General features: G+C 54.7%; 10 protein-coding genes. 6 read left to right on the top strand and 4 right to left on the bottom strand.

The window, feature by feature from the left end; translation table 11 throughout:
• The first annotated feature begins 116 nt into the window (after positions 1-116).
• Positions 117-623: a GAF domain-containing protein gene (locus tag NYE74_RS27620; RefSeq protein WP_155621315.1), complete on the top strand. Its 507-nt coding sequence runs from the start codon at positions 117-119 to the stop codon at positions 621-623.
• A 531-nt stretch (positions 624-1,154) separates the two neighbouring features.
• Here NYE74_RS27620 and NYE74_RS27615 read toward each other — a convergent pair.
• Positions 1,155-3,398, bottom strand: coding sequence for an endonuclease MutS2 (locus NYE74_RS27615; protein WP_341005349.1), 2,244 nt, complete (start codon positions 3,396-3,398; stop codon positions 1,155-1,157).
• A 593-nt stretch (positions 3,399-3,991) separates the two neighbouring features.
• Between NYE74_RS27615 and NYE74_RS27610 the strand changes: the two genes are divergently transcribed.
• The gene (locus tag NYE74_RS27610) at positions 3,992-5,866 is read left to right on the top strand and encodes an LTA synthase family protein (RefSeq protein WP_036626270.1); all 1,875 of its coding nucleotides are present in this window, start codon (positions 3,992-3,994) and stop codon (positions 5,864-5,866) included.
• Between the two features lie 167 nt (positions 5,867-6,033).
• Here NYE74_RS27610 and NYE74_RS27605 read toward each other — a convergent pair whose 3' ends face one another.
• A complete protein-coding gene (locus NYE74_RS27605) occupies positions 6,034-7,446 on the bottom strand; it encodes an MATE family efflux transporter (protein ID WP_213511179.1) in 1,413 nt (470 codons plus the stop codon).
• 151 nt (positions 7,447-7,597) lie between these two features.
• Here NYE74_RS27605 and NYE74_RS27600 point away from each other — a divergent pair, with 151 nt between their 5' ends.
• The gene (locus NYE74_RS27600; protein ID WP_036626272.1) at positions 7,598-8,503 is read left to right on the top strand and encodes a helix-turn-helix transcriptional regulator; all 906 of its coding nucleotides are present in this window, start codon (positions 7,598-7,600) and stop codon (positions 8,501-8,503) included.
• Positions 8,504-8,811: 308 nt separating this feature from the next.
• Here NYE74_RS27600 and NYE74_RS27595 read toward each other — a convergent pair whose 3' ends face one another.
• Positions 8,812-9,948: a phosphodiester glycosidase family protein gene (locus NYE74_RS27595; RefSeq protein ID WP_036626273.1), complete on the bottom strand. Its 1,137-nt coding sequence runs from the start codon at positions 9,946-9,948 to the stop codon at positions 8,812-8,814.
• A 214-nt stretch (positions 9,949-10,162) separates the two neighbouring features.
• Positions 10,163-11,431 carry an ABC transporter substrate-binding protein gene (locus tag NYE74_RS27590; protein ID WP_213511177.1) on the bottom strand — a complete coding sequence of 423 codons (1,269 nt, stop codon included), beginning with the start codon at positions 11,429-11,431 and terminating at the stop codon, positions 10,163-10,165.
• 317 nt (positions 11,432-11,748) lie between these two features.
• Here NYE74_RS27590 and NYE74_RS27585 point away from each other — a divergent pair, with 317 nt between their 5' ends.
• From NYE74_RS27585 to NYE74_RS27575, 3 genes are all read left to right on the top strand, one after another.
• Positions 11,749-12,753, top strand: coding sequence for a LacI family DNA-binding transcriptional regulator (locus tag NYE74_RS27585; RefSeq protein WP_036628826.1), 1,005 nt, complete (start codon positions 11,749-11,751; stop codon positions 12,751-12,753).
• Between the two features lie 75 nt (positions 12,754-12,828).
• Positions 12,829-13,698 (top strand): carbohydrate ABC transporter permease, encoded by an 870-nt coding sequence (locus NYE74_RS27580; RefSeq protein ID WP_036626275.1) that lies wholly within the window; start codon positions 12,829-12,831, stop codon positions 13,696-13,698.
• Entirely contained in the window at positions 13,695-14,516 is an 822-nt protein-coding gene (locus NYE74_RS27575) for a carbohydrate ABC transporter permease (RefSeq protein ID WP_036626276.1), read from the top strand. Before NYE74_RS27580 ends, NYE74_RS27575 begins: the two co-directional genes overlap by 4 nt.
• Positions 14,517-14,535 lie beyond the last annotated feature (19 nt).

The following is a 14,535-nucleotide window of genomic DNA, read 5'->3' as shown; positions in this document are numbered from 1 at the left end:
GGAGTTTGTAAAATGAACGCACCTACCCTTCGGACGCGAGCTGGCTTATAATAGCTTTATCGCGTAGCGCGTTTCCGGGCTTGATCCGGAAGCGAAGTCAAGGAGGGAATACCCGTATGTTTCACGCAAGCGAATACTCGGGCTCCCGGGAAGAGCGGCAAAACGCCGTATTGTCGCAGCTTCGGGGCTTGATTTATGAGGAGAGCAGCAACGTGGCGAATTTGGCCAACGCCGCCGCGCTGCTGAATTTTTATTTGGACGATATCAACTGGGTCGGGTTTTATCTGTATGATGGCCGGGAACTGGTGCTCGGACCGTTTCAAGGGCTGCCGGCCTGCATCCGTATACCGCTGGGCAAAGGAGTCTGCGGTACCAGTGCACAGCGCCGGGAAACGCTGCGGATCGAAGACGTGCACGAATTCCCCGGGCACATCGCCTGCGACGCGGCTTCCAACAGCGAAATCGTCGTGCCGATCGTCAAGGACGGGCAGCTGTTTGGCGTGCTCGACATCGACAGCCCGATCAAGCGGCGCTTCGACGAGGCCGATCGGGCTTTCCTCGAGCAGTTCGTGGCCACGCTGGCCGAGCAGCTCACCGCTCCGGCTGGGGTTAACCGGGGTTAAAAACATAATAATGCGGCAATGCGGCCTGGCACTGGCACAATGTATCTGATTGGAAATATCCAATAGAACTGGGAATCGAGCTGGAAGACAGCGGCTTGATTGGATATTTCCAATAGATTTACTCAGTAGGGGGCAAAACGGGCGGTTTGAGCGAATTCTGTTGGATATTTCCAATGAGAGCTCGAAATTGCCCGCGATGTCCTTTAATCTATTGGATTTTTCCAATCAGAGGCGGGGCGGCAATCAGGTTGGGGGGAGTTCCGGCGTATGATGCGCGATCATTCTCACGATCATTCTCACGATCATTCTTGCAATCATTCTTGCGATCATTCTAGTGGTTGGTAAGCTGCACTATATGGTTGCATGGCGCACAGCCCCCCGCCGTCCAACCGGTGATAAACTAGTTTTACTGCATCCCATTCGGGTCTGCACCCCTTCCTCCCGTTAGAGCAATAAAGGGACTCCCTGCTGAAACAGAAGAAGCATCCTCACCGCTATACGGCGGACTGGGATGCTTCTTTTTAGTTCAACCTAGTTCTCGCCCGGTCTCCGGACGATCTCCAAGCCTTCTACGTGCCGTTTGCCCATCAGCTTCCGCTTTTTGCGGTTTTCCTTGGTGTCGAACACAATATCGAAATCGTAATCGTCGGGATACAGTTCTTCTTTTTTGATGTAGGGCTTGAGCCGTTTATGGTTGACCTTGATCAGCTGCTTCTGCACGAGCACCTCGACGATGCCCCGGTTGTCCTGCGGCGCGCTGACGATACCGACCTTCCCGATCGAAGTGACTATCACCGCATCGCCCACCTCGAAGGCCTGGGGTTTCTTTTTCGCCGGCTGCTCCGGGTCAGAAGAGGCAAGTTCCGGCTGGCCCTGCAGCCCGCTCTTGTCCGGCCCGGCTTGTTCCGGTCCTGGCTCGGAGGCAGCTTGCCCGGGTGAGGCATCCCCCGGTGAGGCAGGCCCAGCTAAAGCATGCCCAACTGAGGCAGGCCCGGGTTCCGCGCCGGCCGCAGCCCCTCTAGGCCCCGCCGCTTTCACAGCATCGGCCCGCATAGGCTGCGGCGGCTCCGGTGGTGACACGGGGCGTACCGGCCTCTGCGCCAGGTCCAGCGCAAGTTCCTGCGCCGGCGTCTGCATCGACCACGTCGCCGAGCCTTGCTCCATCCCATGCGCCAGCTCCTGCTCCGGTGGCGGCACAGGCTCCGGCAAAATGTCGTCCCATAGCACCGAGCCTCCGGTCCCTTCGGCTGCCTGGCGGCTGACGATATGCTGCGACCGCTCCACGATGCCCGGGGCGATCCCCAGCCGGCTCGCGATCTCCAGCGCGTAGCTGCGGCCGGCCTGGCCGATCGTCAACCGGTACAGCGGACGCAGCGTCTCGGCGTCGAATTCCATGCGCGCGTTCTGGAAGCCTTGCGCCCGGGAGGCAAACGTCTTCAGCTCGTTAAAATGCGTCGTCACCAGCACCGTCGCCCCTTTGCGGGCGAACTCCTCAAGGATGGCGATCGACAGGGCGATGCCTTCGCCGGGGTCGGTTCCCGCCGCCAGTTCGTCGATGAGCAGCAGCGTGGACGGCCCGGCTTCGCGCAGCATTGTAACAAGCGCGCTGATTTGCGCGGAAAAGGTGCTGAGCGACTGCTCCAGGTTTTGCCCGTCGCCGATCACGGCCATAATGCCGCGGTACACCGCGAACCGGCTGCCGGGGGCCACCGGCACGAGCAGCCCGGACTGGACCATCAGGGCCAGCAGTCCGAACGTCTTCAACACGACGGTTTTGCCGCCCGTATTCGGTCCGGTGATAATCAGCGTCCGGTATGACCGGCCGATCTCCACGTCCAGCGGAACCATCGCCTGCAGCAGCTTCGGATGCTTGGCCTCGCGAATCACGGTGTAACCGTCCTCGCAGATCTCCACCGCCCTGCCGCCGATCGCCGCCGCATATTTCGCTTTGGCGAAGATGAAATCGTACGTCCCCGTAATTTCAATATTCCGGTATATCGCCTCGGCTTCCCGCTCGACCAGCTCCGCCAGGTAGCCGAGCACCTTGGCTTCCTCCCGCGCCTCTTCTCCCTGCAGCAATTCCAGCTCGCTTTGCAGCGCCGACACCTCCTGGGGCTCGATAAACACCGTTTGCCCGCTGGTGGACTGGTCCAGCATACGGCCGTTCACCTGCTTGTAGTAATCCTTCCTGACCGGGATGACGTACCTGCCGCCGCGCACGCTGACGATGTTTTCCTGCAAAATCGCGGCATGGCGGGCCATCACGGACTGAAGCTTCTTCTGAATCCGCTCTTTCACGACCGCGATCCGTTTGCGGACTTTCTCCAGCTCCCGGCTCGCTTCATTCGTGATCACCCCGTGCCGGATGCAGCGCAAAATTTCCTGCTGCAGCGCGGGCAAATCCCGCAGATCGTGCGCGTAAACACCGATTTGCCAGGCCAGCTCGCCTTTGGAGGCCATATACTTCTTCAGTTGGCCGCAGCTGTGAAGAAAGGTTTGCACCGCCGTTAAGTCCTGCTCGGTGAACAGGTAGCCGGTGCCCAGCAGCGAGGCTACCAGCTCGATTCCATCCAGCGAAGGGAGCGGAACGCTGGCCCCTTTTCCATATAGCGCAAGCGCCTCCGCCGTTTCCGCGATCGCCCGTTCGATCAGCCGTTTCTCCTCCAGCGGCGTCAGCTCCGCGATCCGGTTTCGCCCTTCGTACGATACGGCGTAGCTCATCAGCTCCTGTTTGATGCTTTCGTATTCCAGCATGTGCAGCGAAAATTTTTCCATGTCCAAAACCTCCTCATTTTCGGTTCATCCTTCTATCCGAGAGCACAAAAAAAGGCAAAGGACAGCACGAATGCCATCCTTTGCCCACACCTCTTCCGCTATATGCCTGCGTTCCCGCAAAATGCAAAAAAGCCGCGCTGAATACAGCACGGCTTTACATTCCATAAGCAGGCAGCGGCCAAAGGCGCTTGCATGATGTTCCGCGTGTGTTCTTAACTAAATTCAACAGACCGAAACAAGAGTACGTTCAAACAGACGTATGCTCCTAAGCTCAAACGGCCGCGAAGTCGCCCTGAATGCGTCCCTGAAAACCTGCTTTCGGTCCATATGAAATTGATTAGTTAAGAACATTCACCGACATTAAAATCTCTCCCGTCAGAAGGATACCTCTAATTTAGCAAAAACCGCCGTAACAAGTCAATAATGAGAACTAACGCGATGTTAACGAAGCCATGTTTGGGGTATCTTGTTAAATGAGTGAATTGAATTATTTTATTCTTTCTCCTAATTCATGTATTATATTAGGGGTGTAAAAATGTAAAGCCAGTATTAAATAGCGAACTACGTAACAAAGCGGAAAGGAAGGAAACGTCGTGTTACAATTCAATCGCATCCGGCTGGCCAACATTAAGCCGTTTGTCTTTTTCTCCGTCATCATGATATTGAAAATTTACGTCGTTTGGATCACCATCTTTGACGAAGTTCCCGCCTGGGGGCCTCTGCTGAGGGAAATTCCTTTCATTTGGGCGCTGTTTTGCCTGATCGAATGGTTTTCTTCCAAGCGTAAAATCGGCCTCTATCTGACCGTCAACTTCATCGTCACCGCCATATTTTTCGCCGCAGTTATGTATCATAAATATTACGGGGTCATTGTTAATTACCATGCCCTGGAGCAGGTCAATCAGGTTACCGCGGTCAAACACAGCGTATTTTCCTTGCTGGCGCCGTACTATCTGCTGATTTTTCTCGATATCGTCATCATCAGCTACTGGCTGCTGCGCAAAAAAAGAGCCGAGCAGCTCAAAAGCTTTTTCAATTTAAAAAAGACCAGCACCGGCGTAATCGCGGGTATTTTTGCTGCTTCGGTCCTCCTGTGTATCTTCAACGTATGGCCTAACCGCGCCAGCATGAACGAAATTAAGCAAGCGGAGAAAATGGGCATCCTGAACTACGAAGCGTACACGATTTTTTCCGGCAAAAAAGAAGATCTCGTCGACAGCAAACAGATTAACCAAACCAAAATCGACCAGCTTAAAGGGATTGCGCAGCCGGCCCACCCGAAATATTTCGGCGCGGCCAAAGGCAAAAACCTGATCATCATCCAGCTGGAATCGTTCCAAAACTTCCTGATCAACCTGAAAGTCGACGGCCAGGAAGTGACGCCGGTCATGAACCGGCTCGTGAAGGACAATACCTATTTCAAGCATTTTTATCAAATGGTCGGACAAGGCAACACCTCGGACGCCGAATTCGTCGTGAACACCTCGTTCTACATTCCCTATAATGAGGCGGCCACGCAAAACTATCCGGACAAGGAGCTGCCCAGCCTGCCGAAATTGATGAAGTCGCAGGGGTACGACACCGCTACCTTCCACACCAATGCGGTCGATTTCTGGAACCGCGGGGAACTATACGCCGCTCTAGGCTGGGACCGTTACTACGACCAGAAGTTTTTCGGCACGGAGGATACGGTTTTCTTCGGCCCTTCCGACGAAGTGCTGTACAAGAAAACCGCGGATGAGCTGGATAAAATGCAGCTGGGCGGCAAGCCATTCTACGCTCAAGTCATTTCGATGACGGCGCACCATCCGTTTACGACGCCGCATGAAAAGGACAAAATCCAGCTGCCGGAACGATATCAGGACAATATGGTCGGCGACTATTTGCGGGCGCAAAGCTACGCCGATTACGCCCTCGGCCAGTTTATCGACGATCTGAAGCAAAAAGGCATTTGGGATAACAGCGTTGTCGTCATTTACGGCGACCACCTCGGCCTGCCGATGTATTCCCTGGACAAACACGGCCTGGAGCTGATGCAGGAAATCTATGGCCGGGAATACAGCTATATCGACATGATCAACATCCCGCTGATCATTTCCGTCCCCGGCCAATCTCCGAAGGAGATGGAGAACGTCGGCGGCCAGGTTGATATTTTGCCGACGGTCGCCAACCTGTTGGGGGTTTCGCTCCACGATCACATTCATTTCGGCGAGGACATCCTGAATCAAACGGAATACAATCTGCTGCCGCAGCGTTACTACCTGCCTTCCGGTTCGTTCCTCAACAACAAGGCGTTGTTTATGCCGGGGGTTTGGTACAACGACGGGACCCAATACCCGCTGGCCAAAGACGGCGTAAGCCAAGCTTTGACGACGGAAGACGAATACAACCGGGCGCTGGAGCTGCTCCGCCTCTCCGACAGCTACGTCCAGCAGCTCCCGGACCGTGTTAAGGAAGAGAAGCAATAACTTATAAAAAGAAAGCTGCCCCATGGCGCTAGGCGAGCTGCCTCTGTTGTAAAACAGGAGACCGCCGCTCCAGGCTGGGGCAGCTTTTTTGTTTCGCCCGGGTTTGGGGCTCGGCTTGGCGCTATATCTTCGCGAAGCTGCGGATTCTAACGGACACCAGCGCCGCTTCACAATGCCGGGCTCGCCACGCCGTCCAGCGGGGCGCCTCCCGGCGGCTGCTCTTCCCGGCTCAGGTCGGCTTCCTTCATCCGCAAATATTTGCGGCCCCGCCAGCGGAAGTACGAGAGGATGCCGCGCACGTATTCATCGGTGATCATGCTAAGATAGATCGCGATGATGCCCCAGCCCATGGAAACGCCAAACCAATAGGAGCAGCCGGTGGCGATCAGCCACATGAAAATCAGGGAGATGACCATCGTATATTTCGTATCCCCGACCGCGTTCAGCGAGTTGCCGATCGCCATGTTGACCATTTTGCCCGGCTGGAGCAACAAATTCAGCCACAGCAGCGAAACGCAAAGCGCCAAAATCTCCGGATCTTTCGTAAACACGCCCATCAGCGCCGGGCCGATCAATACGAGAATAAAAGCGTTGACGATCACCAGCGGAAGTCCGAAGGCCAGCACGCGGTAGACCGCCCGGTAAGCCTCCTTTGTTTTGCCTGCGCCGTACAGGTGGGCAATCTGGATTTGCGCCGCCATCGCCAGAGAGAAGCCGAGCATGAAGCAAAACGATTCCAGCGTGTTCATATACGTCCTTGCCGCGAGCTCGGTGGAACCGAGGATAGCGAGGAACGAGAAGATCGCAAGCTGCGAAAATACCCAGCTGGCCGAATTGACGCCCAGCGGCCAACCGATGACTAAAATTTCCTTGAACAGCTTGCGGTCGAAAACCGGCAAATCTTTAAAGCCGATGCGCCGCTGAAAGGTGCCGAGGAAAATCAGCAGCAGGACTACCGTTGCAATCAGCCGGCTGATCACGGTCGAGATGGCCACCCCGGTCAATCCCCACTGCGGAAAACCGAAGGCGCCGAAAATAAAGCAATAGTTCATCGCGATATGGATGATGTTCATCCCCACCGCCGTGTACATCGGTCCTTTCGTGTTTCCGGTATTGCGGATCGCCGTTCCGAGCATGGAGATCATCGCGGTCAGGATCATGCCGCCGCCCACGATCGAAATGTACACCTCCGCCATCGGCAGCAATTCTTCCGGAAGCTGCAGCGCCCGGGCGATCGGTTTCGGCACGGCGATCAGCAACACGCTGAGGAAGATGCCGATATACGCCGTTACTTTAAAGGCGATAATCGCTACGGTCCGGGCGTCCTCTTCCCGGCCGGAGCCTATTTTTTGCGCGATCACGATGCCGGCGCCGCTGGCGATGGTGGCAAACAGCGTCGTAAGCGCGTTAAACAGCTGATTGGAGAAACCGACGACGGCAACCGCGTTGTCGGAAATCCGGCTGACCATCAGCGTATCGACGGTGCCGAGCAAAATTTGCAGAAACAGCTCGATAAAAATCGGCCAGGCGAGCAGCCAAAGGGAGAACCGGTCTCTTTCGCCGCCCTTGATTTTCTTCATTATTACAACCTCCTGTAGTACGGGGAGCGGATAATCGCGCTCACTTCTGTCTTGTTAGCATGAAACACATTATAAATGCTATATTGTAATTAATGTATCAACGAATCAACTCAAACTTTCAATATTCCAACCTCAGAGGAGCTGGCGTATTATGCCTCCGATCATCGAATTTACCGCGCCTCCCCTGCCGCATTATATCGTCAGCGGCTCTACGCTGCTGCCGGTGGGGGGCAAACATCCCAGCCGGCAAAATATCGGCGCGTTCGACCTGCTCGTCGTCGTTTCCGGCTGCCTGTACGTCGGGGAGGAGGGCAGAGATTATGAAGTCGAATCCGGCCACGCCTTGATCCTCCGTCCGGATTGCTATCATTACGCCGTGGAGGGCTGCCGGGAAGAGACGCTGCATCATTGGCTGCATTTTCAAATTCTCGGCGATTGGCGCGTCGTCGAAGAGGAGGAATACCGGCAGCAGCAGGGAAGCTATGCGGACAAGGAAACGCCGGGGCCGCCGGCTTTACGCCCTTTCTCCGTGGCGCCTTATACGGTTCCGCTCCCCCAGTTCATGAAGCTCGCTCAACCGCAAAAGCTGGCCGCCGCGATCGGCGAGTTGACGGAGATGAACCGGAGCATCCATATAAGCGGCGTCCGGCTCAGGCAGCAGGCCTTGTTTCAGGAGGTTATCGTCCAGCTTTCCGCCTCCGCCGGCGGAGACGCGCCGTCCCCGCAATCGGTTTGCGCGGATGCGGCCGCCTCCTACCTGCGCAAGCATTACCGCGAGCCCTTTTCCGCGACAAAGCTGGGCGAAAGCATCAACTTCCATCCCGTCTATATCGCCCGCTGCATGCAAAAGGTGTTCGGCTGCCCGCCGGCCGTATATTTGCTGCGCCTGCGCATCCAGCAGTCCAAGCTGCTGCTGCTGCAAACGGACCTGACCGTGGAGCGGATCGCCGAGCAGGTTGGCTTCAACACGGCCTCCTATTTCACCGCCTGCTTCACGAAAATGGAAGGCCTGTCGCCGCGAAAATACCGGCAGCGCTTCTTTTGGAACAAGCATTAGCTGACGGTTTTAAAACTCAAGCGAAAACATAAAGGGAAAAAATGTCGCTATTTCGACGGTATCACCCATTTTTAGATAAATAGAGGAGTTTAATGGCGCTGTTTTCTCAAGCCGCAGGGAGATGGCTGCTTTTTTCACTGTTCATTGGAAAATAAGGCCAAAAGATTCCGCTAAGTGCAATGAACACGCTTCATTCCGGAAAATAAGACTATAAAGTTCCGCTATTTTATGAGGGGGGCTTCTCTCTAAGACAAAAAAAGGCCGCCCAACAGCAGATTTGTCTGCTTGGACAGCCTAGACGCCGGATTTTATTTTTTGCCCGGGTCGATATCCTGCGGCCGCAGCCCTTCCCAAATATTGGGGATGTCGGCCTGTTCCGGGTGCTCGAAGACGAGAAAGGCGGTAGGGAGATACCGTTCCCCGTATTCCGAGGACGGCTTGTTGACGATTTCCCCGCCTTCTTTCACCAACACGGTGGACGACCCGCCGTCCAGATTGGCGGCGATGACCGCGCCGTGCTCCAGCATGACCTGCTGCACGTCGTACAAGCTTGCACCGATGCTGTAGCCCGGCTGGCGCCCGTCGATCACGACGAACAGTATCGCCCCGTCTTCCCTTTGCCCCATCGCCGTTCGCGGTGCGATGCCCCAGCCTTCTTTTTGATTGCGGATCTGTCCCTTGCCGTTGACGATGATCCGCGGCTGGAACGTGACGGCTTCCTGAATCCCAAGCTCTTCCAACTCTTTCAGTGTATATTTTCCGGCGATCATCTTCCCCTGCTTGTCCAGCCCCACCACCTGGGTGGACGTTTTGGAGCCGAGGCCGTTGTAATAAATCTTGCCTTGCGAAATCACGACCCCGATCGGCTTAAAGCCGTTGCCTTTCCAATTCGGGTCGGCAAATCCCCCGCCATTGACGCCGGCGACGGCTCCGGTCCGCTGCACCATGCTGGAGACCTTCTCGCCTTTGCCGCGTTTGGCCGGAACGCCAAGCCGGATTTTCGTCGGATCGTTGACGGTCAAGACGTATCCGTGATAGCCGCTGCCTGAAACCTCTTCGATTTCGACAAGCGGTTTTTCTTCTTTGGTTTCTTCCTGCTGCGGGGCTGCGATCGTATGGGTATCCTTCTCTTCGCCCATCTGCTCAAACTGGGCCTGATAGGCGGCCACCCGCTTGTCCAGCTCCGCTTGCCCGATAATGTATTTGGCCCAATGGCGGTGCTGCGTCGTAATCAAGGTATCGGCCATAAGGAACCGGACGTTATTGCCGGAAGGCGTAAAGAACAGCCATATCATGGCCGCCATTCCGATCCATAACATCACCAGAAACGTTAAAGAGGAAAAATAGATAAAGCCGCGTTTTCGTCTTTTTGGCGTTTTCTTGCGTTTTTGGCCCCGTTTCCCCCGTTTAACCGAGGTCCGGCTGGGCAAAGATGCTGTGGGCATGTCGATTTTCCCCTTACCTTGTCTATGATCGAATGATGCTAATATAACGAATTCTCCGGGATGAAAGTTTCAGTAACCTCATAATTGCCACGCTTTTGTCCCGTTCTTAGCACGATTCCATCCTAATTATAGGAGGTAGAAACGCATGTCCGCAATCCAATTCGCAAGTTAGCCTGGGCGGCCCTGCCGCACGTTGCCCGATGGCAACACTTTTTTACTTCCGGGCGGCGACCTTATCCCACTCCGTGTCCAGCTGATTCAAATAGGCAGCGGCATCCTTCTTTTGCAAGAACCCCTGAATCAGAGAGTCTAGCTTCATGGCCCCCGGAATGTAATGGTCCGCGAAGTCGGAAATTTGCCCGGCCGTGAACGCTTCCTTGAAGCCGTCCATGATCGGATCGTCCTGCGTAACCCCGGTGATCGCCGGGAACGCCTTCTGTTCGTCGATATATTGCTTCACATTATCGGGCTGCAGCAAAAATTGAACGAATTTCATCGCTTCTTCGGGATGCTTCGTATTTTTCGATACCGTCAGCAGCGTGTCCACCCCGGAAATCACTTTGTTTTGCGCCGGATCATTGGTCGCCGGGAGCGGGAACACGCCGAGTTCGATCGACGGGTTGGCCTTCTGAATTTCCGGTATCGCCCATACCCCTTGCAGATACATCGCGGATTCGCCTTTGGCGAAAGCGGTGTTGCCGTCATTGTAACCTTTGCCGAAAATATCCTTCTGCCCGTAATCGAGCAGCTTCAGCTGCTTCTCGGCCACTTCTTTTAACGTATCCGCGAACTTCACCGTACCTTCCTGGCGCTGCTTGAAAATATCGGTGCCGGCGATGCTTGGCTCAAGGGCGTTGAACGGCACCAGCGTGGTCCAGGAATCTTTATACGTGAGATAAAAAGCGTTTTTCCCTTCCGCTTTGAATTTCTCGGCCACGGCGATGAATTCGTCCCAGGTTTTCGGCACTTCGACGCCGGCTTCCTTGAAGATCGCTTTATTGTAAATCACGCCGCTGGCGTTGGCGGAGAACGGAAGCCCGTTCAGCTCCGCGGAGCCCGTCAGGTCGTTCAGCATTTTAATATAGGCCGGTTGAATCGTCTGGACGAGCGGATTGTCCGTGAAATCCTTGAACATGCCGCCGGCGGCCAGCGTCTTGAACGTGTCGGTGGCCCCGAGCCCTACGACGTCCGGAATGTCCTTTTTCGCCGCGCGGGTTTTCAGCACGGTTTCGGCGTCAGGCGGATTAACTTGGGTCACCTTGATGTCCGGATTGGCTTCGTTAAACTTGGCGATGAGCTTGTCGAACGTCGCTTTGGCTTCCGTTTTGTTCTGGAAAAATTCGATTTCGACCTTCTTGCCGGAGGAACCGCCAGAGGTTTGGCCCGCTGCCGCTCCCGTGCCGTTTCCGGAACCATTGCCGCAGGCGCCAAGCAGGGACACTGCCAGCAGGCCAGTCAATACGGGTGCTATTATTTTCTTCATCGTCTTAAATCCCCCTGATCAAATTGGAATGAGAAACGTAAACGTTTACGTAAATGGCCCCGCTTTCGGGCGTCGCTCGCCCATTTTAGCCGATTCCTGATGTCCAAAAAAACAAGACGCATTACGTAAACGCTTACCCAAAATATATAACCGCGATTTTTGTTTGTCAATGCCCTTTGGGAAAGCCCCTTCTCACCATGAAAAAAACAAAGTTGACAAAATAAAAGGCGCGTTCTAAGATTTGGGTAAGCGTTTACGTTGGATGCCGCTCGTTCCTGCGTAAGCAAAATTTTTTGCAGACGGGACTGGTAAAGAAAATGAACCCAACCATCAAGGACGTGGCCAATAAAGCCAATGTCTCTATCGCGACTGTGTCGCGGGTGCTCAACAACCTGCCCGGATACTCGGAAAAGACGAAAGATAAGGTGTTTAAAGCCATCGAAGAAATCGGGTATCAGCCCAATGCGATCGCCCGCGGTCTGATCAATAAACGGACCCATACGATCGGCGTCATGTTTCCCACCGTGTCCAGTCTCTTCTCTTCGGAAATTCTCCGCGGGGTGGAAGACTACGCCCAGGACAACGGCTACAGCGTTGTGGTGTGCAATACCGATTCCGACGGGAAGCGGACGCTCAAATATTTGCAGGTGCTGCGGGAGAAGCAGGTTGACGGCGTGATTTTTTCAAGCGAAGTGTTGAAGAAGGAGTACTATCAGGCATTAAAGAAAATGCAAATTCCGTTCGTGCTGGTCTCGACGGAGTCGAATTACAAGAACGTACCGTACGTAAAGGTCGACGATTTTAAGGCCGCTTTTGACGCCGTCCAGTATCTGATCCGGATCGGCCACCGAAAAATCGCCTTGATCGGCGGGACGAAACATGACAAAATCGCCGGGGTCACAAGAATCGAAGGTTACAAGAAGGCGTTGGAAACGCACGGCATACCTGTTGACCCCGCTTATATCGCTTACGGGGACTTCTTGTTTGAGCGAGGCTGCGAAGCGATGGAAAGCTTGTTGCGGAAGGCTCCGGATATGACCGCGGTGTTCGCGGCCAGCGACGAGATGGCCATCGCCGCCCTATCCGTGGCCGCCAAGCATGGGATCAAGGTTCCGGAGGACCTGTCGATTATAGGGTATGACGATCTCAAGCTGGCCCAAATGGTGGTTCCTCCTTTGACCACCGTCCGCCAGCCGCTGTATGACATGGGGAATCTGGCATCCCAGAAGCTGATCCGCATGATCAAAACCGGCGAAGCCGAAAGCAGCCGGATTATGGCCCATTCGATCGTGGAAAGACAGACGGTAAAACCCTATGCCTGATGTCTTTTTTTCGCACAATACGTAAACGTTTACGTTCGGTTGTCACACTTCATTCCGTTTTAAGGAGGATCATCCATGACCAAGCGCCGCACGGCCTTTTATTTGATGACTTTGCCCGCTTTGCTGCTGTTTTTCGCCTTTCACACCTATCCGGCCCTGCAGGGGATATTTTACGCCTTTACGAACTGGGACGGCTTCAGCGACGGTTATGAGTTCGTCGGGCTGAAAAATTTTATCAACGTATTCAAAGACTCCAATGTGCTCGAATCGTATATCTTCACATTCAAGTACGCGATCGCTGCGACGATTCTCATCAATGTCATCAGCCTGGTGATCGCGCTTGGGCTAAATTCGAAAATCAAAGCGAAAAACTTCTTCCGCGCCGTTTATTTCCTGCCGAACGTGCTGGGCGTTTTGATTATCGGCTACATTTTCAATTACCTGTTTTCCAACGCCTTTCCCGTTTGGGGCGAAAAGCTGGGCAGCGAATTTTTCTCGACCAACCTGCTCGGGAACGCCGACTGGGCTTGGGCCGGCATCGTCATCGTCGGCGTCTGGCAGTCCATCGCCTACAATACGATCCTCTACCTGGCCGGGCTCCAGACCATCCCAAACGATCTTTACGAAGCCTCGAGCCTGGACGGCGCGTCCAAATGGAAAGAGTTCTGGAAGATCACGTTCCCGATGCTCGCTTCGTTTTTTACCATCAACATGGTTTTGGCCATGAAGGGCGGGCTCATGGTGTTTGACCAGATCATCGCGCTGACCGGAGGCGGCCCGGGCACGTCCACGCGCTCGATCGCGCTGCTGATTTACCAAGGCGGGTTTACCGGCGGCGAATTCGCTTACCAGTCGGCCAACGCGGTCATTTATTTTATCGTCATCGTGGCGATTTCCCTGTTCCAAATCAAAGTTCTGCAAAGACGGGAGTTGGATCAACTATGAGAAAACCTACAAACTGGCCGGCTACGGTTCTCATTGCCCTGGGCTCGCTGTTTATTCTGTTCCCGCTTTATATGACGGTAAGCATCGCGCTCAAAAATCCGGAGGAAATGGCGAAGTCGATCTTCTCGCCGCCTACGGGACTGCACTTCAGCAACTTTGCGCGGGCCATCGAAGCGACCGGTTTTTTTCACGCGTTGGCCAATAGCGCCGTCATTACCGTCGTATCCGTCGTTTGCATCCTGCTAACCAATTCACTGGTTTCTTATGCGATTGCGCGGAATATGAACCGCCGTTTTTTCAAGCTGCTGTATCTGTACTTTGTCAGCGCGATGTTCATCCCGTTTCAGATCATCATGCTGCCTGTCGTCAAAGTGACGACCGATCTGGGCATGAACAACATTCCGGGCCTCATCATGCTGTACATCGTTTACGGCCTGCCGTTTAACGTGTTCGTCTACGTCGGATACATCCGGTCCGTGCCGATTGAACTGGAAGAAGCGGCCAGAGTCGACGGGACCTCGACGTGGGGAACGTTCTGGCGGATTATCTTCCCGCTGCTCGCGCCGATCAGCGCGACCGTGGTGATTTTGTCCAGCTTGTCGACATGGAACGACTTCCTGCTGCCGCTGATCCTGCTGGCCGAACCGACGCAATATACGCTGCCGCTGGTGCAGTACGTCTTCCAGGGGCAGTTCAGCACGGACTACAACCTGGCGTTCGCCTCCTATCTGCTGGCCCTGCTGCCGATGGTTGTCGTTTACCTGTTTCTGCAAAAATGGATCATCAACGGCATTACGCAAGGCGCGGTCAAAGCATAGGCTGCAGTTTAACCGGTTG

Origin of the sequence: Paenibacillus sp. FSL P4-0127, from assembly GCF_038007325.1 — a bacterium.
Classification (GTDB): Bacteria; Bacillota; Bacilli; order Paenibacillales; family Paenibacillaceae; genus Fontibacillus; species Fontibacillus macerans.
Note: the sequence above shows the minus strand (reverse complement) of the source record. Positions and strands in the feature narration are given on the sequence as shown.